Annotated in this window: 21 protein-coding genes; 13 read left to right on the plus strand and 8 right to left on the minus strand. The window is 58.0% G+C overall.

All coding sequences use genetic code 11. The features are described 5' to 3' along the window. Both OC610_RS02685 and cydB read left to right on the plus strand, forming a co-directional pair. Positions 1–1,269: cytochrome ubiquinol oxidase subunit I (locus tag OC610_RS02685; protein ID WP_264426375.1), on the plus strand; the 1,269-nt coding region annotated here is incomplete at its 5' end. Then, a complete protein-coding gene (cydB, locus tag OC610_RS02690) occupies positions 1,269–2,276 on the plus strand; it encodes a cytochrome d ubiquinol oxidase subunit II (RefSeq protein WP_264426376.1) in 1,008 nt (335 codons plus the stop codon). The genes OC610_RS02685 and cydB, both read left to right, overlap by 1 nt. An 84-nt stretch (positions 2,277–2,360) precedes the next feature. Here cydB and OC610_RS02695 read toward each other — a convergent pair whose 3' ends face one another. From OC610_RS02695 to OC610_RS02710, 4 genes are all read right to left on the minus strand, one after another. Next, positions 2,361–2,996, minus strand: coding sequence for a YajG family lipoprotein (locus OC610_RS02695; protein ID WP_264426377.1), 636 nt, complete (start codon positions 2,994–2,996; stop codon positions 2,361–2,363). A gap of 384 nt (positions 2,997–3,380) precedes the next feature. Next, entirely contained in the window at positions 3,381–4,034 is a 654-nt protein-coding gene (locus OC610_RS02700; RefSeq protein WP_264426378.1) for a hypothetical protein, read from the minus strand. 134 nt (positions 4,035–4,168) lie between these two features. Then, positions 4,169–4,516 (minus strand): chorismate mutase, encoded by a 348-nt coding sequence (locus tag OC610_RS02705; protein ID WP_051065908.1) that lies wholly within the window; start codon positions 4,514–4,516, stop codon positions 4,169–4,171. Between the two features lie 88 nt (positions 4,517–4,604). Next, positions 4,605–6,467 carry an NAD(P)-binding domain-containing protein gene (locus OC610_RS02710; RefSeq protein WP_236010356.1) on the minus strand — a complete coding sequence of 621 codons (1,863 nt, stop codon included), beginning with the start codon at positions 6,465–6,467 and terminating at the stop codon, positions 4,605–4,607. Positions 6,468–6,586: 119 nt separating this feature from the next. Here OC610_RS02710 and OC610_RS02715 point away from each other — a divergent pair, with 119 nt between their 5' ends. Further along, positions 6,587–7,447: a LysR family transcriptional regulator gene (locus OC610_RS02715; protein WP_198797300.1), complete on the plus strand. Its 861-nt coding sequence runs from the start codon at positions 6,587–6,589 to the stop codon at positions 7,445–7,447. Between the two features lies 1 nt (position 7,448). On the opposite strand, the gene OC610_RS02720 is transcribed toward OC610_RS02715, so the two are convergent. After that, positions 7,449–8,906 carry an MFS transporter gene (locus tag OC610_RS02720; RefSeq protein ID WP_030138703.1) on the minus strand — a complete coding sequence of 486 codons (1,458 nt, stop codon included), beginning with the start codon at positions 8,904–8,906 and terminating at the stop codon, positions 7,449–7,451. 222 nt (positions 8,907–9,128) lie between these two features. Between OC610_RS02720 and OC610_RS02725 the strand changes: the two genes are divergently transcribed. Together OC610_RS02725 and OC610_RS02730 are read left to right on the plus strand one after the other, a co-directional pair. Further along, on the plus strand, positions 9,129–9,887 hold the full coding sequence (locus OC610_RS02725; RefSeq protein WP_264426380.1) for an SDR family oxidoreductase: 759 nt from the start codon (positions 9,129–9,131) through the stop codon (positions 9,885–9,887). A 79-nt stretch (positions 9,888–9,966) separates the two neighbouring features. Continuing rightward, positions 9,967–10,473 (plus strand): nuclear transport factor 2 family protein, encoded by a 507-nt coding sequence (locus OC610_RS02730; protein ID WP_264426381.1) that lies wholly within the window; start codon positions 9,967–9,969, stop codon positions 10,471–10,473. A 58-nt stretch (positions 10,474–10,531) separates the two neighbouring features. Here OC610_RS02730 and OC610_RS02735 read toward each other — a convergent pair whose 3' ends face one another. Both OC610_RS02735 and OC610_RS02740 read right to left on the minus strand, forming a co-directional pair. Then, positions 10,532–11,926 carry a heavy metal sensor histidine kinase gene (locus OC610_RS02735; RefSeq protein ID WP_264426383.1) on the minus strand — a complete coding sequence of 465 codons (1,395 nt, stop codon included), beginning with the start codon at positions 11,924–11,926 and terminating at the stop codon, positions 10,532–10,534. After that, complete coding sequence (locus tag OC610_RS02740) at positions 11,899–12,594, minus strand: heavy metal response regulator transcription factor (RefSeq protein WP_030138707.1); 696 nt, start codon at positions 12,592–12,594, stop codon at positions 11,899–11,901. Before OC610_RS02740 ends, OC610_RS02735 begins: the two co-directional genes overlap by 28 nt. A gap of 216 nt (positions 12,595–12,810) precedes the next feature. Here OC610_RS02740 and OC610_RS02745 point away from each other — a divergent pair, with 216 nt between their 5' ends. The 4 genes from OC610_RS02745 to OC610_RS02760 all read left to right on the plus strand — a co-directional run bounded on the left by OC610_RS02745 (position 12,811) and on the right by OC610_RS02760 (position 16,390). Then, positions 12,811–13,422 carry a hypothetical protein gene (locus OC610_RS02745; RefSeq protein ID WP_030138708.1) on the plus strand — a complete coding sequence of 204 codons (612 nt, stop codon included), beginning with the start codon at positions 12,811–12,813 and terminating at the stop codon, positions 13,420–13,422. 71 nt (positions 13,423–13,493) lie between these two features. Next, the gene (locus OC610_RS02750; protein WP_030138709.1) at positions 13,494–14,117 is read left to right on the plus strand and encodes a cytochrome b/b6 domain-containing protein; all 624 of its coding nucleotides are present in this window, start codon (positions 13,494–13,496) and stop codon (positions 14,115–14,117) included. Then, positions 14,110–14,877, plus strand: a complete 768-nt coding sequence (locus OC610_RS02755) for a molybdopterin-dependent oxidoreductase (RefSeq protein ID WP_030138710.1) — start codon at positions 14,110–14,112, stop codon at positions 14,875–14,877. Before OC610_RS02750 ends, OC610_RS02755 begins: the two co-directional genes overlap by 8 nt. Positions 14,878–15,997: 1,120 nt before the next feature. Beyond that, positions 15,998–16,390 carry a RidA family protein gene (locus OC610_RS02760; RefSeq protein WP_030138712.1) on the plus strand — a complete coding sequence of 131 codons (393 nt, stop codon included), beginning with the start codon at positions 15,998–16,000 and terminating at the stop codon, positions 16,388–16,390. A 34-nt stretch (positions 16,391–16,424) separates the two neighbouring features. Here OC610_RS02760 and OC610_RS02765 read toward each other — a convergent pair whose 3' ends face one another. After that, positions 16,425–17,339, minus strand: coding sequence for a LysR family transcriptional regulator (locus OC610_RS02765; RefSeq protein WP_030138713.1), 915 nt, complete (start codon positions 17,337–17,339; stop codon positions 16,425–16,427). A gap of 258 nt (positions 17,340–17,597) precedes the next feature. Between OC610_RS02765 and OC610_RS02770 the strand changes: the two genes are divergently transcribed. The 4 genes from OC610_RS02770 (at position 17,598) to pgm (ending at position 23,990) form a co-directional block, all read left to right on the plus strand. After that, complete coding sequence (locus tag OC610_RS02770; protein WP_264426386.1) at positions 17,598–18,623, plus strand: zinc-dependent alcohol dehydrogenase family protein; 1,026 nt, start codon at positions 17,598–17,600, stop codon at positions 18,621–18,623. 672 nt (positions 18,624–19,295) lie between these two features. Further along, positions 19,296–20,780 carry a hypothetical protein gene (locus OC610_RS02775; protein ID WP_408636524.1) on the plus strand — a complete coding sequence of 495 codons (1,485 nt, stop codon included), beginning with the start codon at positions 19,296–19,298 and terminating at the stop codon, positions 20,778–20,780. A gap of 75 nt (positions 20,781–20,855) precedes the next feature. After that, positions 20,856–22,253, plus strand: a complete 1,398-nt coding sequence (locus tag OC610_RS02780) for an aminotransferase-like domain-containing protein (RefSeq protein WP_264426389.1) — start codon at positions 20,856–20,858, stop codon at positions 22,251–22,253. Positions 22,254–22,343: 90 nt separating this feature from the next. After that, the gene (pgm, locus tag OC610_RS02785) at positions 22,344–23,990 is read left to right on the plus strand and encodes a phosphoglucomutase (alpha-D-glucose-1,6-bisphosphate-dependent) (protein WP_264426390.1); all 1,647 of its coding nucleotides are present in this window, start codon (positions 22,344–22,346) and stop codon (positions 23,988–23,990) included. The last annotated feature ends 222 nt before the right edge of the window (positions 23,991–24,212 follow it).

Below are 24,212 nucleotides of genomic sequence, written 5' to 3' on the forward strand. Positions count from 1 at the left end.
CTGATGGTGCTGGAAGCCCTCTGGCTGTGGCGAAAGCGTCAAGTCTACCGGGACGTCTACCGGTTCTGGCTGAAGATATTCGCCTTGACGGTCGCGGTGGGCACGGCATCCGGGCTGGTCATGGAGTTCGAGTTCGGCACTAACTGGAGCGCGCTGGCCAGCCGGGCAGGGGGCATTCTAGGCCCCCTGATGTTCTATGAAGTCATGGTCGCGTTTTTCCTGGAGGCAGGCTTCATCGGAGTCATGCTGTTTGGCATGAACAAAGTGGGGCCGCGCCTGCATTTCCTGTCCACGTGCGCGGTGGCCGTCGGCTCGTTGTTCAGTGCATTCTGGATCTTGTCCGCCAATTCCTGGATGCACACCCCGGCGGGATTCAGCATTGCCAGCGACGGCCGGTTCGTACCCGAGGACTGGCTGCAGATCATCTTCAATCCGTCTTTTCCCTACCGCATGGCACACATGAGCATCGCCGCGTTTCTCGGCACGGCGATGCTGGTGGGCGGCGCGGGTGCGTGGCACCTGCTGCGCGATAACACCCATGCGCCTGCGCGGGTGATGTTTTCAATGGCACTGTGGATGGCGGCGCTGGTCGGGCCTGTCCAGCTCGTCGCGGGGGACTTGCACGGTGAAAATACCCGGGACCATCAACCGCAGAAGTTGGCCGCCATGGAAGGTTCCTGGCGACGTCCGGAAGCGGGCCAGGGGGAACCGCTCAGGCTGTTTGCGATACCTGACCAAGCCAACCGCAGGAATGATTTCGAGCTGGCGATCCCCCACCTTGGCTCGCTTTATCTGCGCCACGACTGGACCGGCACCATCCAGAGCCTCGATGAATTCGCGCCGGAGGACATTCCGCCAGTGGCCGTTGTCTTTTTCGCGTTTCGTATCATGGTGGGCATCGGCTTGCTGATCGTGGCAATGGGCGTCGCCAGTCTCTGTCTGCGTTGGCGCGGTGGTCTGTTCGAGTGTCGATGGTTGATGCGCTGCGCGGTGCTCATGGCCCCGGCCGGGTTCATAGCCATGGTTTGCGGATGGATCGTCACCGAAGTCGGGCGCCAGCCATTCACCATCTATGGATTGATGCGCACCGTTCACAGCCACTCGCAGCAGCCGCTCTCATTCGTCGCGGGCAGCACGCTCGCCCTCGTGATCCTGTACCTGCTGGTTTTCGGCCTGGGGCTTTTTTATCTGCTGCGTGCGATCAACCGGCTGCCGGCTAAATCAACGGATGCCAACGATCCAGACAGCGCCACGCAGGGGCAATCGTGATGTTCATCGCTGAAGCGCTGTTGCCCGATCTGTCGGCCGCTGCAATTGCCTTTACCATCATCACCTACGTGATTCTGGACGGCACCGACCTGGGCGTCGGGATTCTCTTCGCCACCCGTCATGATCCCGATGAAAAGCAGATCATGGTCAACTCCATCCTGCCGATCTGGGACGGCAATGAAACCTGGCTGGTGCTCGGTGGCGGCGGTTTGCTCGCGCTGTTCCCGGTGATTTACAGCGTCATGTTTTCCGCGCTGTATATCCCGGTCATTGCGATGCTGTTGGCATTGATTGTCAGGGCAGTCGCGTTGGAGTTTCGGGCCGACGCGTCTGCACGGATGAAGCGCTGGCTCGACATCAACCTCGTGACCGGCTCGTTGATCGCAACGTTTTGCCAAGGCGTCATCATGGGCTCTGTGGTGCAGGGCATCGATCAACAGGAGGGGAAGTTCGCGGGGAGCGGTTGGGAATGGCTGAGCGCATTTCCACTGGCGTGTGGCGTGGTGCTGGTGGTTGGCTACGCGCTGCTTGGCAGTTGCTGGCTGTACTGGCGAACCGAGGGCGCACTGCAAGCGGCGGCCAGACGGCAGGCGCGTAGGCTGGGGTGGCTGACACTGGCAGGCGTCGCAATCATTGTGGCGTGGACCAGCTTGTTGGCGCCGTTCTACCGAGAACACCTTCTGCAGTCGAACCTGAGCCTGGCGCTTCTACTTGTTCAGGGGGCGTTGCTGATCGGGTTTTACCGGGCTTTTTCCAGTCGCTTCCATTTCCTTCCGTTGTTTGCGGTGTTGGGATGGTTTGGCACGGCGTTCGTGGCTGCAATCATTGCCCTCTATCCCCTGATCCTGCCGCCGTCGCTGGCGATCGGCCAAGCGTCCGCTCCCGCCTCGAGCCAGGGTTTCATGCTGGTGGGGTTCGCGGTTTTGGTGCCGGTCACGCTGGCCTACAACACGTGGGGGTTCTGGGTGTTTCGGGGGAAGGTCAAGGCTGAATCACCGCAGCAGTAGTCAGTTGATTTTGGCTTGAGGTCCAGCATGTTGAGAGCGTTCAGCAGCCCCGGTTGGTGGCTGCCGTTGATGATGAGCTCTTTTTCAGGGCTTGGTCTTGCCGAGTTGCTTGCCCGTCTCAGTGACGATAGCTTGGAGACCCAGCTCGTTAATCTTCTTCCAGTCGCTGTCTGTGGCCAGTTGCATGCTGTCACGAGTGTTGGTTGTCACTTCCAGCGGCACGGTGCCTGGCGCTTCGATTTTCAGATGGGCTTTGTTGTTCACGGCCACGGTGAACGCGCCAGGAGAGAACCACGACCAGTATTCGATGATGTGCACATTGACCGGTATAGCGCTCGGCGTTGGCGTGGTCACGATTTGATAGCCAGCCTGCTGATAAGCTGTGGCCACAGCATTACCTACCAGTTGTGACACGGTCCGGCCCGAAGGAAGCACCACATCACCAAGCCCTTTACCAAAACCGTTGCGTTTGCGACCGATGGCTCGCTCGGTGACGCTGGTGTCATTTACTTCATCGTTTTTCAGCGAAGGAATATCAGCGCTGCGTGGCTTGATTTCGAATACCCGTTCATCCAATGCATTGATGTAAACCTGCTGGCCTTGGCCTGAAGCGGCCACTTGCGGTACCGGGCCGGTTACATCTACCTCGGAACGGTTGGTCACGCATCCTGCGAGTGAAGCGAGAACGATAGCTGCGGCGGTGGTTCTGAAATACGACATGAATGCTCCTCTGCGGTGGGGTCTTCCTTGGGCCCTGGCCGTTTTCGGGCGCCAGGGCATAAGAGTCTTGCGGTTTGCGAGATGGTTGAGCGCGCTGCGCTACAGGCTATCCGGATCGCCGAAAAACATTTTGACTGGGCTCTAGGAAGGCGTTTCAGGTCGATAATGCTGTTATTTGCCCCCACTTTTGCCCCCAATCGCATTGAATGTGCGAGTGATCTTGAATGGTGACCTGCGACTGTCTCCAGTATGGCAGTCGCTGGTATTCGGTGCGCCTTCGCGTTCTTTTGGCACGCAAGCTAAAGCGGCATTCCCGAACAACGCAATAAGCGTGAGCAGGGATCTTTATTTGATCAGAAACATGCTGGTTTTTATGCTTGCTTCTCAGTCAATCTTGATTGCTTCGTGAAATATTTCTGCATAAAGCCGAGCGACGGTAGGTGTGAGGTTGTGTACTGAAGGAATCAGAAAATTGGAGTGGGGTGCGAGTCGCTTTGCGTAGATAACTTCGTACACCCTGCGCACGATTCCTGGCTCTGTTTCCTCTTGGTCGAAGCCAGGCATTATTCCTACGGCTTTGTAACCCGCATGCTCCAATGCTTGTTGCATATACGGAGCGCGGGTTGTCGCCATACCATAGATCAAGCCGGCGCCCATGAACCTTCCCATTTTTTCTCCGAGGTCTTGGGCAGCTACGGCCAGTTTGGTTTGTCTATGATGTTTGGCTACCGCGCCCACTCGCCCGAAGATGACATCAGCGCCGTCAATTTTTTCCCACGTTGCTATCGCGACGATTTCATGATTCTGGCGGACCACGATAGCGAACATTCCCCGCTCTAGGTCGTTTTCGAGCACTACGTTGTCTTCATAAAATTGCTGGTTCACAAAAGGGCTCCCTAACCCCACCCTTATGGAGGGGAACCACGTCTGGAAAAAAATTATCGCTACATCGATCTCCTCGCGTTTCAGGTAATCCCATGTGTAGCCAGAGGGTAAAACAGTGAAACTGCGAATTTGATCGATCGTTGGCCATTTCATGCGGTTCTGCTCGTCTTGATTGTCTAATTGCCTTCAGGAATCGGTCGGAGAAGGGGCTTATTCAGTCGCGTCTCTATCGAGTTGTCTGCGATCTATCGGCAATTCCAGGGCGTCTAGTGGAGGTAGGCGGCGGGTTAGACGGCGGTATTTTCAGGTTTGAGGACAGCGCCCTTGCATAATCCTGGGGCATGCCTGGCCGCAAATTGTCTGTGGCGGTCGACCACTTCACCGATGACAAACTGCATCAGCTTCTGGACGAAGGCCGTATCGAGTTTGGCCTCTTGGGCGAGGGCTGTCAGGCGTTCGTATTGAAGCAGCTCTCTGTTCTTGTCTACCGCAGGCAATTGATGTCGGGCTTTAAGCAAACCGACCTCATCAGTACAGCGGAATCGTTCAGCAAGCATGTGGATGAGCGCGGCGTCGATATTGTCGATGGTTTGTCTGAATGCAGAGAGTTGACGCGTGATGTCGGAATTTTCCATGGATAACCTCGTGGCAGTTGTTCTATGGGGCTTGTCTGTACCCATCCTTGGTCCCTTCATGATTGGACGGAGAGCCTGAGCCGGCGCTTTACGCGGGATCGGGCATGCTCAACGATTTCTCCAGCCACTGCGTGACTACCTTGAAAGCCGAATCTGAATTGCGTTCATAAATCAATCCGTGGCCGTTGCCGTGAATACCGAGCGCCGGTAGATCCAGGTGGTGAATGTTGGCACCGGCATTTCGCAGGAAAGGGACGATGGTGGATGCGTAAGCAGCAAACGCTGATGTCTCACCTGTCACCAGCGCTACCGGAACGCCCTGCAACCCGGGAATTTTCAGGGTTGATGGTTCTGCTGTGCGGACTTGCTCCGCCGTCTTGCGAGGCGGATCAAAAGTCAAAGGAGCGGCGGTCAGTCCCCATTCGAGGCTACCTATACCCGGCGTGTGGCCAAATACCGGCCCCATAGGTTCCACCGCCACAATCCCTGCGATCAGGTCGGGTCGACGATCGGCGACCAACCAGCCACTGGGCCCGGAAGCGGAATGCGTAACGATGATGGCCTTACCGATTCTGTCGAGCAGTTCGGCCAGTCGATCCGCGTCCAGGTTCTGCGAAGTTCCGAGGTCGGCCGGCATAGGACCGTAGGCTGCAATGAAGGCGTCAAACGCTGCTTCGTCATCCAGCTCAAACGGCCATTGTGTTTCTCCGCCTCCCTCTGGGAAGTAAACTTCGCGGGCGCGCTCATAGGAAAACGCTGGACCCATCGGTCCCATGATGTCGGGGTGATACGGCGATCGCCCGTGGCCGGGTCTGTCGACGCGAAAGACTACGAAGCCTGCTTCGACGAACCGCTGGGCCCAGCCCGGGCGACCATCGGGTGTATCCAGCCATTCAGTGCCTTGCAGCGTGCCTCCATGCACCAGCACTACAGGATAGGGTTGAGTGATGTGCTCGGGGGACTCCCAGGCTACGTACATCGGACCTTTCTGAAAGCTTTTACCGTTCTGGGTAACGCGGGCTCCGGTCACCCAGAAGTTGCCACGCCGCGTACGTTTTATCGGTGCGCTTCGCCAGGGTTGCTGGGCATGATCGGTTGATTGGGTAACTATCTGCGTAGCGAAAACCGACCAGTCCTTGTGCCCATCTCCTCGGGCTACTGCGGATGTCATTTTCGATCGCACGGCATCGGCTGCAGGCAGTTCCAGGCGCTTGAGACGTGCCGCATCAATAGCCAGATTTATATCCTTGAGGCCAAGAGACAGTTTGAAACCCGGTTCAAAACGTCTGTGCACGATGTTCTGCCCATAGCGCTGGTAACCAGGGCCGGTGAACAGAGTCTGGGTCATGAGGTTGAGGAACATCGAGGGGCTCAGTCCATGGCGTTGAACAAGTTCTGTTGCTTCGCCCAGCGACTGGATGGCTTGAGTGATCATCATGTTGCCGGCGATTTTCGCGATACACGCCAGTTCAGGTTGATCGCCCAAATACCAGGTCTTTTTCCCGAGTAGGTCAAACAGCGGTTGGACCCTCGAGACAGCTACCTGCGATCCGGCCGCAAGGATATTCAACTCGCCATTTGCCGCCACGGCAGGCACACCGAAAACCGGCGCCGCGATCAATTCAATGCCGATTGCATCATGTATGCCCTGCAACTCCACCATGATCGAAGGCGACAAAGTCGACATCACGATATGCACGCAAGCCCTGTCTGCGTTTTCCAGGGCTGCGCTGGACAGCAGCACCTCCCTGACGGCGGCATCATCGGCAAGCATGTTGATGACGACCTCTTGCTGAAATGCCGAGGACGGTGATTCGAGAACGCTTACTCCCTCAAGATCCATCATCGCAGCGTGACTACGGTTCCATGCCGATACGTGATGGCCGGCCCGGATGAGCAACGGAATGATCGCTCTGGCCATGCTTCCCACACCGATAAAGCCAATCTTCATGTTCAATCCCCCGGTTGGTGTTTCGACGAAGGTGTATGCAGCGAAGTATGTCGGGCCTGGGATTGCTACGGCAGTGCCATTGCTGCACTCTCAATGTTCATTTTTGTACGGGGTAAAGCATGGACTGGAGTGATGTGCGGGTCTTTCTTGCGATTGCCCGCAGCGGGTCATTGGGCGCTGCCGCCAAGCTATTGGGTGTTAGCCATCCGACCGTGGGGCGGCGCTTGCAGGTGTTTGAGCAGTCCAGTGGCCAGCCCATTTTCCTGCGTACCACCCAAGGTCTGGTACTGACTGACAGCGGAGAGAAGCTGCTCAGCCTGGCGCAGGAAATGGAGCAAAGTGCGTTGGGCATCGAAAGGCGCCTGGCGGGGGACAGCGCGCAGCCGGAAGGCGTGTTGCGTATTTCCTGCGCTGACTGGTTCGCCTGTTATGTGCTGGCTCCGGTGCTGGCCGAACTGGGGCGACGTTATCCGTTGATCGTGCCTGAGGTGATTGCCGGACATCGATTGTTCGACCTGGCTCGTCGCGACGCCGATATCGCGTTTCGAATTGTCCCTTTCACCGAACCCGATATCGTGCACCGCAAGCTGATCGCCCTGAGCTATGGGTTATACACGGCCGTCGGATCTGCTGATCCGGAGCCACAGGGCGAAGGGGGTGGTTTGATTACCATGAGTGTTGCCCAGTCTCATTATCCCGATGTGCAGTGGCTGCAGCAGCGTTACCCTCTGGCGCGTACCGTGTTCACCAGTAGCAGCCGCACGATCCAGGCGCAAATGTGCGCGCAAGGGCAAGGCGTCGCGGTATTGCCTCGCGCCCTGGGCGACCGGTTGACGGCGCTGCGGCTTATTGACTCTGATGAACCGCCACCGGGCCGGGACATATGGATGGGCTACCACCAGGACATGCGCCAGATGGACAGTCTGCGTGCGCTTGCCGACCTGGCCTCCGTCATGATCGGCACTCAGGCAGACGATTGACTCACTCTGCCGGGTGCATGGCCGCCGTTTGCAGCTCTGCAGCAGGTTGGCGCGCCAGGCTCAGGCTCAGTCCTGCGCCTACCGCCAGGCATGCGGCGATGCAGAGGATCGAGACGGTGAAGGCGTGGGTGATGGCCGCCGCGTCCGTGTTCGTGCCCAGAAGCGTGTAAAAAATGCCGCCGATGATCGCCACGCTCAGTGACGTGCTGATTTGCAGGGTGGAACTGGTGATGCCCGCAATCATCCCGGAATACGCCGGTACCACGCGTCCTGTGATCATGCGCATCAATGTCGGAAGGGCCAGTCCTTGTCCGAAGCCGATCAGAAAGAGGATCACGGCAAGGGACAGCGCAGAGGGCGTGACGGCCGTCGGTGTGTGCGCCACGAGCCAGGCCAACAGCACGAACCCCAGCACTTCGAGTGCCATTCCGAAGGGATTCACATAAGACCCCAGCCAACGCCGGAACTGATGGGTGGCGAGCGGTCCCAGCAAGAAGCCAGCGCCGAATGGAAGAAAGACCAGACCTGCACTGAGCGGGCTCGCATGCAGTGCTCCCTGTAAATAAATGGAAAACAGCAGGAAGAACACGCCGATCGCGTAGAAGGTCAGTGCGACGAGCAATGCCCGGCCCAGCCCGGGTGCACGCAGTGCAGCAGGGTTGAGCAACGGAGCGCCTTGCGCTTGATACAAACGGGCTTCGTAGCGCCAGAACAGCCAGGCCAGCAGTGGCACCGCCGCAAGCGACAGCCAGGCCCACAATGGCCAGCCCGCTTCACGCCCCTCAATCAGTGGAACGATCAGAGCCGCAAGCGTCACCATGGATAGGACCGTTCCGCCCAGATCCAGCTTGCTGGTCTGTTGCGCGCGGGTTTCCTTGACTACGGGGATGGCGATCAGAATGACCAGCAATGCAATCGGTAAATTCACCAGAAATATCGCCCGCCAGCCCAAGTTCATCAGGTTGAGCGATATCAATATTCCGCCAAGTGCCTGGCCGACAACCGAGGCCAGACCAAAGGCCGCGCCATACAGGCTCAGCGCCAAGGGCTTTTCGGACTCTGGGAATATCGCCTGAACTGACGCGAGTGCCTGAGGGGCCATGATGGCTGCCGTCACGCCTTGCAGCGAACGTCCGGCGATCAACACCCAGGGTGACTCGGCGACACCGCAGATCAGTGAGGCAATGGCAAAGCCAATCAGGCCAACGAAGAACATTCTCATGCGGCCAAAGATGTCTCCAAGTCGTCCGCCGGTGATCAGTGTCACGGCATAAAGCGCCGCATATGAGGAGATGATCAACTGTTCGGAGGAGGCGGCCGTGCCCAGCGATTGCTGGATTGAGGGCAGCGCTACGTTGACGATGAAAAAATCCAGCGGCGGCAAGAATGCACCGACCAACAAGATGGCGAACATCAGCCAGCGCCGCGGTTCAGGGAGGGCTACTTTTTTCTGAGGCATAAGGTCTCCTTTCTGGAACCCTTCGGTGCCAGAATATTCTCGATTGCGGGTCATGTTCTGAATCAGCTGGCTCCAATCTAAACGATCGAACCTTCGCTTACGCCTCACATAATTGAACGACCAATGTTCATTTATGGCAGTGCCGCTCAGACCCTGATTCCTCTCAAAATGGCCGCACTGTGGTTTCAGTCGAGCCACACAGCCGAGACTGGGGAGTCAGATATGTCAGGTAAATTCGCTAATCAGATTGCAGTCGTCACCGGTGCATCCACCGGGATCGGGTTTGCGATTGCACAGGGCTTGATTGCCGAGGGGGCGAAACGTGTTTACATCACTGGGCGTTCTGCAGCCACGCTGGAAGCGGCGGTGGCCAAGCTCGGCGATAGAGCGATCGCGGTCACTTCCGATGTCGCGCGCCAGGCTGATCTGGACAAGCTCAAGGCCACGATTGAGGCCCGTAACGATCAGTTGGACTCAGTGTTTGCCAACGCGGGTATCTGCGAAAAAAACCCGTTGGGCGAGACCACCGAAGCGGCTTACTTCAACATGTTCGACATTAACGTGAAGGGCGTCTTTTTTACTGTGCAGACGTTGATGCCTTTGCTGAAAAATGGTGCTTCGATCGTGCTGACGGCTTCTATCTGCTCCAGCAATGGGATGGAAGGGCTGAGCCTCTACAACGCATCCAAGGCTGCAGTGCGATCCTTCGCAAGGACTTGGGCCAACGAACTCAAAGGTCGCAAGATTCGAGCGAATGTCCTGAGCCCAGGCTTCACCCGTACCCCTCTGATGGATAACGGCTTGAAGATGAGCGAAAGCGACATTGTCGCGCTGCGCCAACATGTCGAGCAGATCACGCCGCTGGGGTATATGGCCCAGCCAGAAGAAATCGCCTCGTCGGCGCTGTTCCTTGCATCCATCGATGCGAAATATGTCAACGGTGTGGAGCTGATGGTCGACGGCGGCCTGTCGCAGATCTGAACACTCGCTCAACCGTAACGCAGCCCTCGCAGAGGGTTGCCTTCGTCGCTTTTGCGAAGCCTCAGCAGGACACCTCATCATGAACATTGAAGAACTGACCACCCGACTGGACGCCCTGGAAAGTCGCGCCGCCATCGAGTCGCTGATCAGCGCCTACGCCAATGCCTTCGACCGCATCGACGCGTCGCTTCTGAGCGCGATCTGGCACGAAGAATCGACACTCGATCTACCGGGTTTCGGCCAGGCCGGAAACCGTGACGAAATCCTGGCGATGGCGCAAAACAGCTGGCGCCAGATGCCACATATGCACCACTGGATGGCCAACCCGCTGCTCCAAATCGAGGGTGACAGCGCGGTGGGTACGGTGGCTGCGGATTGCCTGTTCCATGACATTGAAAAAGGTCCGGTGCAAGTCAGCGGGTTGTACCACGACAGGTTTGAACGTCGGGACGGAAAATGGGCGTTCTTGTCACGTCGTTTTGAACTGCATTTCCTGACCCCCTTGAAAGATTGGGTACCCATATCGGGTGATGAAAAGTACGTAGTGGAGCAACATCAGAGCCGGAGCACGCTTTCAAAGGGATAACGTGCTTGCATGATGTTCAGTGAAGGCGCGAACGACAAACGCTGCCCGCTGATGTCGTTCAAGCTGCAGGGAATGACAGCGAAAAACGGATAGTTCCGGGTTTCGGCTGTTCGACACGTACGTGTCCCCCATGCAACTGCATGATTGCCACGACGATGGCGAGGCCAAGGCCGTAGGAGTCGGAGTTCTGGTGGCGAGACGCATCGCCGCGGTAAAAGCGGTCGAAGAGTTTACCCAGGGTTTCATCGCTCAGCACGGGCCCTTGGTTCTCGACCTCAATCCGGGCACCGCCGTTGGTTTGCGTCACCCGCATCAGAATCTCGGTGCCCTCGTAGGCATAGCGAATCGCGTTCGCCACCAGGTTGCTCAAGGCTCTGCGCAGCAGCAAGGGGTCGGCGAGCACGTTGCCATCGCCTGTTATCTGGAAGCTCATTTGCCGCTCTTCGGCCAAACCTTCAAAATATTCGGCAATGCGCTGTGATTCGTCATGCAGCGATAGCTTTTGGCGCTCCACCACTGCTTGCGCTTCATCGGCGCGCGCAAGGAACAGAATGCTTTCGACGATGCGCGAGATCCGTTCGAGCTCCTCAAGGTTCGAAGCGATCAGTGCCTGATAGTCGTCCTCGCTGCGGCGTTGGCGAAGGGCGACCTGGCAATGCCCCATCAGCGATCCCACCGGCGTGCGGATTTCATGGGCAAGGTCGGCGGAAAACTGCGTCAACCGCTGATAACCCTGGGCAAGGCGATCGAGCATCGCGTTGTAGGCGTCACTCAGCTGTTGCAGTTCAACCGGCGTATCGGCGCTGTCCATGCGGCTGTGCAGACGCTCGGGCGTTATGGCTGCCGCATGGGCGGCCATTTTGCGCAACGGGCGCAGCCCTCGACGCAGTACCAGGTAACCCAGCAACGCGGTTGCCAGAAAGGCGAGGGCAACGGCTAGATAGATACGCTCGCGATACGCCGCGAGCATAGCCATTTCCTTGCCCATGAGGTGCGCGGCGGTCAGTCGGACTTCACGTCCACCCGACGTCGTGACGACGGTCGCGGCGCGCAGCATTGTCCCCGAATCGGTCACGCCGCTGCGCAGGTCACTGACGCTCAGCTTTGTATCCTGGCCGATCACCGGCAGTTCAGGCAGCGTGACGTTGAGTGGATTGACCTGGATTACCGGTGGCTGCCCCGGCTCTTCAATGATGAAGATGTCGTCTTCACTGTCGAGCATGTTCTTGAAAATCTGCGGGCTGTCGCGCAGCTTTTCGATGGCGAGCTCGTAGTGCAGCAGCTTGCGGAAATGCTCCAGACGGCCCATGACTGCATGATCGCTGTATACCAATACCGAGGCTTTCATGGTCTGATACAGATAAACGCCTGCGCCGGCTACGGCCAGCATCGCTACCATGGAAAACGCCATGGTCGATCGCAGGGTTAGAGAGGGTTGGCGTCGGGACCGCATGGCCTCACCTCGCAGACATAGCCGATACCGCGAATGGTATGGATCAGTTTATTCGGGTAGGACTGGTCGACCTTGCTGCGCAGGCGCTTGACCGCGACGTCCACCACGTTGGTATCACTGTCGAAATTCATGTCCCAGACTTCCGAAGCGATCTGTGTCCTTGACAGCACATCGCCTGTCCGGCGCAGAAACAGATGCAGAAGGGCGAACTCCTTGTTGGTCAACACGATTACCTGCTGTTGGCGAGTAACGCGACGGCGCACCAGATCCAGCTCCAGGTCGGCGAGGTGAAAATGGTCGGCTTCGCGCACCACACCGCGACGCAAAATGGTGCGGATGCGTAACAGCAATTCGGTAAACGAAAAAGGTTTGACCAGGTAATCATCGGCGCCCAGTTCCAGGCCGCGAATGCGGTCATGCAATTGGTCGCGCGCGGTGAGGAACAGCACGGGTACGTCTTGTCTGGCGCGCAAGAGCTCAATGATCTGAAACCCGTCAATCCCGGGCAACATCACGTCCAGCACGATCAGGTCGTACATTGTATGCAAGGCCATGTGCAGGCCGTCGGCACCATGCTGGGTCCAGTCGACGTTGTAACCGGACTCGCCGAGCCCCTTTTTGAGGTACTCACCTGTTTTGGTGTCATCTTCGATCAGCAGGATATGCATCGTGAGGCGCGCTCGGGTCTCTTCATGACGGGATTCAACCCGCGACATCGGTATCTCGGTTGTGCAGTGTAACGAGATGAGCCGGCGCAGTTGGTTACATTTCTGTCATTCATTGGGATGGGCTGGCGAATGACAAAAATGTCATTCGGCGGTCATCGTGACGTCCCGGTCTGCGGTCGAGGATGGCGGCACATCTACCAGTGAGGAATCGTCGCCATGCAACTCAAACACGCCCTGTCTACCACGTTCGGTTTGTTGATGTTCAGTGCTGCCGTCATTGCCACCGCGGCCGACATGCCGGTGATCAAACCGCTGCGTGGCACGGTGGAAAGCGTCAGCAACAATACTCTGACATTCACTGTCCGCTCCGGCGCTCAGCAGACTATCGGACTGACAGACAAGACCGGTATCAACCGGGTATCGAAGGCCAATATCGACTCGATCAAATCCGACAGCTTCATTGGCTCGGCGGCCATCCCGCAGGCCAACGGAACATTGAAGGCGCTCGAGGTCACGGTATTCGACGCCAGCCTCAAGGGTAGCGGTGAAGGTCATTATGGCTGGCAGAACGCGGATGGCAGCACAGGCACCATGACCAACGGTACCGTGGGGAAACTGTCCAAAGCTGACGGCCGCACATTGACCGTCAACTACAAGGGTGGCGAGAAACAAATCGTCGTACCGGATGACGTGCCAATCGCCTACGTCGAGCCAGGCAAAGCCGATGAACTGGTCAAAGGTACGAAAATTGTCGTGTTCCCGGCCGCAGATGGAACCACCGCGCGCGGCATTGCGGTTGGCAAGGATGGCTTCCAACCACCGATGTAATCACCTGAAAAGGCTGGGGCGCTGCCGTCTGGCAACGCTCCGCTACATGGATGGCTTTCAAGGGGAAACACGTGAGACAGAAAAAGCTTCATCCCTGGCCGGTTCGCCTCACCCACTGGCTCAACGCCGTTTGCATGGTCTGCATGTTCATGAGCGGTTGGGCCATTTACAACGCCTCGCCACTGCTCAGCTTCAGGTTCCCGGTGGCGTTGACCGTGGGCGGATGGCTGGGCGGGGCGCTGGCCTGGCATTTCGCATTCATGTGGCTGCTGCTGATCAACGGCGCGATCTATGTGCTGTATGGATTCTTCAGTCGTCACTTCAAACGTGAGTTGCTGCCCATCGGGCTTGCCGCGTTGAAGCATGATTTTACGGACGCTTTGCACTTACGGCTGGTGCATGAAAAGGGCATCTATAACGCAGTGCAGCGTCTGATGTACTGGATGGTGCTGGCGGCAGGCGCACTCGTCGTCATCTCGGGCGTAGCGATCTGGAAACCCATTCAACTTCAAGAGTTGGTGGCGCTGCTGGGCGGCTATGACATTGCACGTTATGTACATTTCGGGGCGATGGCGATGATTGCTGCATTCGTCGTGCTTCATCTGGCCTTGGTGATTTTGGTACCGAAAACCCTGCTGCCAATGATTACGGGTGGAGTGCGGTCTCTTGAGGCCGGGGAAAATGACCATGACTGAACTTAAAAAAACTGTTCAGCGCATCAGGCTTGAACCTGCGCAACAGCTAGAACTGGAGAACATTCAGCGCCGGCATTTCCTTCGTGCCGGCTTGACCGTGGGCGCGATGTCGATGTTGACCGGTTGCAACCTGCAGGACGGCGATCAGGTCGACAAGGTTCTTTGGGCCATGTCGCGTTGGAACGATCGGGTCCAGGCCTGGCTGTTCAGCGGACATAAACTGGCGCCGACCTTCACCAGCGCGCAGATCACCACGCCATTTCCGTTCAACGCATTCTATGGTCAGGACGATATCCCTGAAGTGGACTTGGCGAGTTACTCGCTGGCTGTCTCCGGCCGGGTCACGGACAAGGCACCCTGGACACTCGAAAGCTTACGCAAGCTGCCGCAACGTAGCGATATAACCCGTTTGATCTGTGTTGAAGGCTGGAGCGCCATCGGGCAATGGGGAGGCGTACCGCTCAAAACCTTCCTGGAACACATCGGGGCCGACACTACGGCGAAATTTGTCGGTTTCAAATGTGCTGATCGTTATTACTCCAGTCTGGACATGCCAACAGCCTTGCACCCACAAACACTGCTGGCACTGGATTACGCTGACGTTGCATTGCCGCCCGAGTACGGCTATCCCCTCAGGGTTCGAGTACCCACCAAGCTGGGCTTCAAAAACCCCAAGCATGTTGTCGAGATTTTCGTAAGCAACGACAACCCGGGCGGGTATTGGGAAGACCAGGGATACAACTGGTTCAGCGGGATCTGATGAGGCAAAAACCAAAACAATAGACATTCGATTTGCAAACTGCTTCCGACGCATACGACCGAATCAGTTTTCTATTGGATGCGCGTTCGCTCCCCATCTCATTCGCGCGACTAGTCACTCTTGACCCCAATGGTCAGGCAGGTCGAGGTGGCGCAGTTGCGTTCTGGTAGTGCATAGCAATGCCAGGAGCATCGGAGTTAGTGATGACATCAGTCTGGTATGAGGTGCTTTATGACCGGTATTTCTGCCGTACCGCCAGGTCCAACCGTGTTGCCGACATCAGAAAACAAAATGCGAGCTCCTACCAATGGAGCGGATTTCCGCTCCCACTTGCAGGCTCAGTCCAGGTCACATGTGCAGCAGCCGGATACAACGAGCGCACACGTGCTATCGGACTCGACCACGACCTTGTCACGCCGACCGGAGATGGACGCAATGCTTCAAATGTTGGCATGGCGCAAGCGTACGGTGAGCGCTCCGAGCAGACCAGGTCGATCAGTGCCAGGTACGCGAGCCAGTGGCCTGGATATTGCGGACTTCAACTTCCCCGTTCGAGGCGTTTTGGCTAGCAGTGTGATCACCCAACAGAGCTGCCTGAATGAAGCGGGTAGGCCGCTCTACTTGAAGTCTTTTGATGACCGGACCGAGTGTGGCGAAGAAAGCGAACTCTCCTCTGACATTATCTTCGGAGGCGGGCTGAATGCCTTCGCGATCGCAGTGGCTCTGTCCGCAACAACCTTCACCTGGATACCGATTGAGATTGTTCGAGCGCCACTACGATCGCCCAATATTCGGATTTTGCGCCGTCGCAAGTCTTCTTCAGCCGAGAGCCATCTTTTCGACCAGTCAGATTCAGAGAAAGGGGAACGGACGGCTCTCGATAGTTCTTTCGTCGCGGGCTAGGATTTCCAGGGGCAATGCAGCTACGGCGATTTCGATAGGTCTCTGATTATCCTACCCCATCGGAGGAAGCAGGCGGCTGGTCGACTGTTCAGATTCCGCGTAGGTGTGCGCCTGATACCTGCCGGATTTGATTGATCAATGACGCGTGACCCGAGTGGACGCCGCTCTGGCGCCTGGGTCAGCTTTCGTATCCGTTTATATTTTGGGCTCCACAACCATGACTGATCGTCAGATTATTGTTCCAGATGGCATGAGATTGCTCTTCGAGCAGGCTGGTTATGCACCCGCTGTAAAGGTAGGAAAAACGCTTTATTGCGCTGGTCAGGTAGGCCGGACGCCGGAATTATCAGTTATCGAAGACCCTGAGCAGCAGTTTTTGGCGGCATGGGAGAATCTTCGGCTCGTCTTGGAAGCCGGTGGCTGCGAATTTGAAGATATTGTCGAAATGACAACTTTTCACGTCGATATGCACAGCCACATGCCCATTTTCAGACGCGTGAAAGATGAAGTGTTTCCTAGGGGCACTTGTGCATGGACATGCATAGGTGTCGGTGAACTGGCTCGCCCCGGCCTTCTCGTGGAGATCAAATGCGTCGCTGTAGAGCGATAATTTATCTGCTAGGCACCAGCCTGCCCGACGAAGCCTAGAGACTGTCAGGATCGCCAAAGAACATCTGAATCCGCGAACGCAACCAGCGCTCCCCTGGGTCGTTGTCCTGCGACCCACGCCAGGCCATGTGCAATTCGAAGCTGCGCACCGGAATCGGCGGGTCTTCGGCGCGCACGCCGCCGGCGGCGGTCAGTGCGTCGGCGGTGTAGTCGGGCACGATGGCAATGATGTCAGTGCCTGACAACAGCGTACTCAAGCCGTTGAACTGCGGCACGGCCAATACCACATGGCGCTTGCGGTCGAGTTTTTCCAGCTCTTCATCGATGAACCCGCTCAAGTCACCCGCGAAGGACACCAGGGCGTGGGGGCGGGCGCAGAATTCGTCCAGTGTCAGCCGTCCTGGCGCGGTGTCGGCCCGCAGCACTTTGGGCATGCTGCGCCGCAGGACCTTGCGCTTGGCATTGGCCGGCAGGTCTTCGGTGTAGCTGACGCCGATGGAGATTTCGCCAGATGCCAGCAAGCCCGGCATCAGGATGTAATTGACCCGGCGCACCACCAGCACGATGCCTGGCGCTTCGGCCCGCAGGCGCTTGAGCAACATCGGCAGCAGGGCGAACTCGGCATCGTCCGACAGACCGATGCGAAACACCGAGGTGCTGGTGGCCGGGTCGAATTCCGCCGCCCGGCTGACCGCCGTCGAAATCGAATCCAGGGCCGGAGAGAGCAGGGCGAAGATCTCGACCGCCCGGGCCGTGGGTTCCATGCTGCGCCCGGTGCGCACGAACAGAGGATCATCGAACAGGCTGCGCAGGCGCGACAGTGCGGCACTGATGGCCGGCTGGCCGAGGAACAGTTTCTCGGCGGCGCGGGTCACGCTGCGTTCATGCATCAATGTTTCGAACACGATCAACAGGTTCAGGTCGACACGACGCAGGTCATTACGATTCATCTGGGGTCCTGGCAGATTCGGCAAGCTTGACGTGGACGGCCATATGGGAACAATGGCCGGCATGAATCTTACGGGGAAAGGCTGGTACTCTGCATCGGGTAAATGCATTTTCTTAAGGATAAGGCTTACAGGACTGGTTCGGTTTTCTTGCTGCGGAATCAATGACAGGCATGTCGACTATTAATAGCCACTGATGGTCTTGGGTACAAAGCCCGGATAGAGTTCATGGCATTAGAGGTTACTTTGACGAGGTTTGCGATGTCCCGCACGATCCGTTTTCACAAGTTTGGTGGTGCCGAGGTGCTCAAATGCGAAGAGCATGCGGCGGCTCTTCCTGCGCCAGGAGAAGTGCAGGTCCGTGTCGAAGCGATCGGCATCAGCTGGTATGACACCCTTTGGCGCCAGAACCTGGCGTCTTCCCAGGCCCGCCTGCCATCAGGGCTGGGACACGAAATGGCCGGCGTGGTAACTGCCGTCGGCGAAGGTGTCGACGATCTGGCCGTGGGCGACAAAGTCGCCAGCTTCCCCGCCGAGAGCCCGAACGATTACCCAGTGTACGGCGAAGTCATCGTATTGCCGCGCACCGCCCTGACCCGTTATCCCGACGTGCTCAGCCCGGTCGAAGCCGCCGTGCATTACACGCCGCTGTTGATCGCCTATTTCGCCTACATGGACCTGGCCAGGGTCAAGCCTGGGCAATTTGCCCTGGTGACCGACGCCAGCCATTGCGCCGGCCCATCCTTCGTACAGCTGGGCAAAGCCTTGGGTGTGCGGGTGATTGCAGCCACCAAGACGGCCGACGAGCGTGAATACCTGCTGTCGCTGGGCGCTGAAAAGGTCATTGTCACCGAAGAGCAGGACTTGCTGATGCAGATCAACAAGCTCACTGACAGCCGTGGCGTTGATGTTGTGTTCGACGGCCTTGGCGGGCCGCAGATGTCGCTGCTCGGCGATGTGTTGGCGCCCCGTGGCAGCCTGGTGCTGTATGGCCTGCAAGGCGGCAACCAGACGCCATTCCCGGCCTGCGCGGCGTTCCAGAAGAACATCCAGTTCTTCGTGCACTGCATCGGCAACTTCACTGGCAAGCCGGAACTGGGCATTGTCCAGGACCAGGTGGCGTTGCAACGCGCATTGCGCGACATCAATCAACTGACCGCCGACCGCGTGTTGCTGCCGCTCAAGACTCGGGTGTTCCCATTCTCCGAGTTCGTCGAGGCCCACCGCTACATGGGTGAATGCCCTTGCCGTGAGCGTGTTGCCCTTCAGATCGTCGATCCCGCCTGATCTGTCCCCTTGCGCAAGAGTCATTGTCTACGGCTCTTGCGCGGTCCCCGGCCGAATCGGCCCCTATCTCTCTCTGTCATCCCACCCACTCGGCGCCGAGCGCAGCTGCGCCTGGGCGCGTGATGTCGTGGCTGATGCCCTCCATCGCCCAGGATCAGCGACCCGCAAACCCAACTGAACTGGTTTTTGCCGTCAATCTGTATCTTCTAATCATTATTTAAGTCTTGATAATTGAACGCTCGTTTCTATCAAGGATGAAATCATGGTGCGATATAAATATCTAAAGTTCATTCCCGCTAGTGTGTGGCTTGGTCGTACTTACCTGTTTTAAACCCTATCTATCAAAATTTGAAGGTCATGACCCGGGGGTATGAGGAGTTGCCGTTAGGCTTGTTCTTTATTTTATGTATCCATTGTCTGTGGGACGCTGTAAGAAATTTCCTAGGACGCGTAATGAATACGGCGATAGTCAATGAAATCATGGGGTTGTGGAGGGGTGTGTCGACCAGGTAGGACGACTTTTACATGTGTGACAAATAATTACCAGAGGCAAGGTGTGAGCGGACTGCTAATACTGTTTGCAATAACAAAGTCTTTCATCCAGGCCAGCCCGCCCTGCAATCAAGTCGGTGCGGGTGTGGCGCCGATAATCGAATTTCCAGGTAGATGGCTATGAGTGCAATTCATGAGCAGGCAATGACCTACGTATACCAACAGATGTTGCAACGCTTGCTGGACTTCTATTCCCGAGCGGAACGCACCGCAATACAGCTTTTGGTTCAGCGTCTGATCGTGGCAGCCGGCGGCGCTGAGCGAATCGGCGATTATCGTGTGCTGATGGTCCAGAATGGCAGTCGGGAAAGCTTTTACGTCCTGACGGCCTTGCGGGCGGCGCAGTTGACCATCGCGGGCCGGTATCCAGCGACGTTCGGCCTGCGCGTCGTGACTCCCCGTATGGGCGATATCTCACAAGCCACCCTGGAAAACATTCATCACTGCTACAGCGCGCTGTTCGTCTACGACGACCCTCGCGTGGAGCTGTTGATGGCCGACAACCGTGAAGTGACCTCCTTCAATCATCGGAAGCCGTTATCGACGGCAGCGCGAGATGCCAACCGTACGGACTTGTTGATGTTCGGCCATCTTCGCTCGCCTGATAGCCTCTTGGGCCTGGGCGATGAGGGCTACCTGGCGATGGCGGAGTTCTACAGGAACATGGCGCGCTGGGGAACGGGAGTGGATTCGTGGGTCAGCAGCGACACGCCACGGCAGCAGAAGCAGTTCATGGCCGGGCTTCAGCGTGCGTCCAGGAGGTTCGGCCTGGTCATCGAACCGAGCGGTGGTTTCGATGGCCTCTTTGCACAACTCGACGCCATGGGGGGCGAGCTTTTCCGACAGTTCTACGGCCAGGAAAACATCGAGCCATGGCGTCCCGAAGGCCGTTTCGAGGCGTGTCGACGGTTGGGGCGCGTCAGCATCGATGATCTGATCGTCGATCGGCTGGAAGAGAGCAGTTGGGCGTTGTTCGGCGAGTTCCTGGGAGTGCGACCCGATGGGCTCATCGCACCGACGCTGGATCATGAATACCTTAGCCCGTACCTGTCGGCTCATTTGTATGGCCTGCAAGCCTGTTACCTGCAAGGACGCAGCTATGAGCATGGGTATGGTGACTACGTCCAGCGCACGATCATGCTCATGCATCGCAAGCAATTGCCCATGCATGTCTGCCAGCAGGTCCAGGAACTGTTCGGTTCGCCTTCGGTCATGCCTGAGCGCCGCGCCCAGGCCGCCGCCGAAGCACAGGAAACCCTGGGGCTTAGCGAAACGCAATTGGTGTGCATGTTGTATGCGCCCTTTATTGAAAACGGCGCGGGTCTGGAAAATTACTTGCGTTGTTGCCATCCCGACATGCTGTTTGCCCTGCCGGAGCTGCGCAACGCCATAGAGGGTGGGCCCGCCACTGAGGAGGCGAAGCAATGGTTGTACGAGATCAGCGGCCTGTCCGTCGCCTTGCTCAACAAGATATACCAGTCCCCCATTGCTGTGTCGGAGCAGCCAATCGTGACTGTGTCCGCCCGCCGGTCTGTGCCTGAGGCGCCCGACTCGAGCGAGGACGAGCAAGGCGCCCATGAACTGTACGAACGCTGGGCGCGCTGAGGAAGGAGGCTTGAGGGATTTCGTTTTCAGCACCGAGGCAGGACTGGCAGTGGCACGTTTCATTGGGCTTGCCTCATGAAGGGAAGTCGTGAACCCGATTTTGCCTACCAGGCGGTCTACAGGTACCTGACAAACCTGATAAATGAACTGGGCGCCGATCCTCGGGTGCGCTTGCCGTCGTTGCGCCAATTGGCCGAGCGATTGAGCGTGTCCATATCCACCATCCAGTACGCATATTCCTTGTTGGAAAAGGAAGGGCGAGTGTATTCGATCGCCAAGTCCGGCTATTACGCGCTGCCGGCGCCTTGTGTGACCGCCCTGGGCGACGGTGAAGACCTGCTCGAAACCTTGTACGTCAATGCCCGTCGGCCAGGCATGCTGGTGCTGGGTGCCGATGAACCGGCGTCATTGCAGTCGCTGGACAGTCCTCTCCTGTTGCTTGAGCGCGAGTTGTTGCGCCAGTACCCGCGTGCATCCCAGATGCCTTCGCAACCCTGGGGCGAGCAGGAACTGCGCATGGCGCTGGCGGCTCGCTACACTTCTTCGCCCGCCCGATGCTGGAGCGCCGATGACGTCTATATAGGCGCTGACCTGCGTGGGGTGTTGGAAATCCTGATTGCCGTGCTGACGTTAAAAGGTGCGACTGTCCTGGTTGAGTCGCCCTGTGACTGGACTGTCCTGCGCTTGCTCCAGGCGGCTGACATCCAGGTTGTCGAGCTGCCCTTGATGACGGACGGGGACGTTGATGTCGAACAGCTGGAACAGTTGCTGGCGAGCGAAACGGTACGGCTGGTGGTGCTGTCTTCGGTCCTGAGCATGCCCATGGGCACGGTGAAAAGTGAAGCCAACCGTCGAGAGGTGGCGCGTCTGCTGGAGCAGTGCGGCACCTGGGTACTGGAGAACGACAGTTACACCGATCTGGTATTCGAGCCAGGCAGCCCTCCGTTCCGGGATTTGGTCGATCCGGACCGGCTGATTGTCTACTCCACGTTTGAAAAGACCATTGGTCCCGAGGCGCCCTATGGTTATGTGCTGTCGCGGCAACTGACATTGGTGTTGCAACGACAATTCCTTTTGCGTGCGTTTCGTCTGTCGCCGATCCGCCAGAAAGCGATCGCGCGCTTGTATGGCAACGGTCGGATCGACCAGCACCTGCTGGTGCTGCGGCGCCTGCTGCGGGAAAACGCGGCTTCGACAATACAATTGATGCGTGATCGGCTGGGCGACTGCCTGCAATGGGTCGAACCCGAAGGTGGCGCAACGGTATGGGCTCGATCATCACGACAGGCCGACCTGCGCGGGGTATTCCAGCGGTTGCTGGGCAGGCGCATTGTCATCGCGCCGGGGGAGCTGTTCAGTATTCAGGGCCTTTATAGCCAGCATTTGCGCCTGACTCACACATTCCAGGGGGCGGATGATCCGGACGCGGCGTTCTGTGCGTTGGCCGAAGCATTGAGGCTTGAACAATCATGATCGCAGGGCGATGGATCGAACCCATCGCGTCATGGTCGAACTGTCAGTAAACTGCACCCATTTTCGAGCCACTCCATTCCGAGGTTTTGCATGACAGTCAGTCCATTTGCGGGCAAGCCGGCACCGGCAGAGTTGTTGATCGATATCCCGCGACTGGTGACGGCCTATTACACCGGCCGGCCCGACGCCTCGGTTGCGACCCAGCGCGTGGCTTTTGGCACCTCGGGGCATCGCGGCAGTTCTTTTGACCTGGGCTTCAACGAGTGGCACGTGCTCGCCATCAGCCAGGCAATCTGCCTGTTCCGGGAAGCCCATGGCATCAACGGCCCTTTGTTCGTCGGCATCGACACCCATGCACTCTCCACGCCTGCCGGCGCCAGCGCATTGGAAGTGCTGGCCGCCAACGGCGTGACCGTGATGATCGCCGAAGGTGATGAGTACACCCCCACGCCAGCGGTTTCCCATGCCATCCTGTGCTACAACCGCGGCCGCACCACTGGCCTGGCCGACGGCATCGTCATCACGCCGTCCCATAATCCACCGCAGAGCGGCGGCTACAAATACAACCCCACCAATGGTGGCCCGGCAGATACCCATATCACCAAGTGGATCGAAGCCAAGGCCAACGAGCTGCTGGCCAACCAGTTGGCGGGTGTCAAGCGCATCAGCTACGAGCAAGCGCTCAAGGCCGAGACCACTCACCGCCACGATTTCCTCAATACCTATGTGGCAGACCTGGTCAATGTCATTGATTTCGACGCCATCCGCGAAGCCGGCTTGCGCCTGGGCGTAGATCCATTGGGCGGAGCAGGGGTGCGCTACTGGCCCGCAATCGCCGAGCACTATCGCCTGGATCTGGAAGTGGTGAACACCCAGGTGGACTCGACGTTCCGCTTCATGACGGTCGACTGGGACGGGCAGATCCGCATGGACCCATCGTCCAGCCACGCCATGCAAGGGTTGATCGGCCTGAAAGAACGTTTCGACGTGGCCTTTGCCTGCGACCCGGATCACGACCGTCACGGCATCGTGACGCCAAGCGGTGGCCTGTTGGCGCCGAACAATTACCTGGCGGTGTCCATCGATTACTTGTTCCAGAACCGTCCCCAGTGGCGGGCTGACGCCGCAGTCGGCAAGACGGTGGTCAGTAGCGGCCTGATCGATCGGGTTGCCAAGCGCCTGGGTCGACGCCTGTATGAGGTGCCGGTGGGCTTCAAATGGTTCGCCGATGGGCTGTTCGATGGCTCCCTTGGCTTTGGCGGCGAAGAAAGTGCCGGGGCCTCGTTCCTGCGCAAGGACGGCGGGGTGTGGAGTACCGACAAGGATGGCCTGATCCCGGCGCTTTTGGCCGCTGAGATGACGGCTCGCACCGGCCGCGATCCAAGCCAGGCCTACCGCGCCCTGACGGATGAATTGGGCGAACCGTTCTCGGTGCGCGTCGATGCCAAGGCCAGTCCTCAACAGAAGGCGTTGCTGAGCAAGCTTTCGCCGGATCAGGTCCAGTCCACCGAATTGGCGGGCGAGACAATCCAGAGCATCCTCAGCCATGCGCCGGGCAATGATCAGGCTATCGGCGGATTGAAAGTCATGACCGAGAATGGCTGGTTTGCGGCGCGTCCGTCCGGTACCGAGGACATTTACAAGATCTACGCCGAAAGCTTCATTGGCGACGATCACCTGAAGCAACTGGTGGTCGAAGCCCAGGCATTGGTGGACGGTGCCATTTCCGGGCAGTAACTGAGCGTCGTATCGCGAGCAAGCTCGTTCCCACGCAGCCATGCATATCCTTGTGGGAGCGAGCCTGCTCGCGAACGCGTCGCCACTAAGCACCGCGATACCAACCTGCCATACCACTTTCACTTCATCGCCTAAATCCCTGAGATAAAAGCTTTTGGCTGGAAACCGGTAGCGAATCCAGACACCATAGTCGCCATGGTTCTGAACACCGGAGTCCCCAGC

The organism is Pseudomonas agronomica, from assembly GCF_025917275.1.
GTDB lineage: Bacteria > Pseudomonadota > Gammaproteobacteria > Pseudomonadales > Pseudomonadaceae > Aquipseudomonas > Aquipseudomonas agronomica.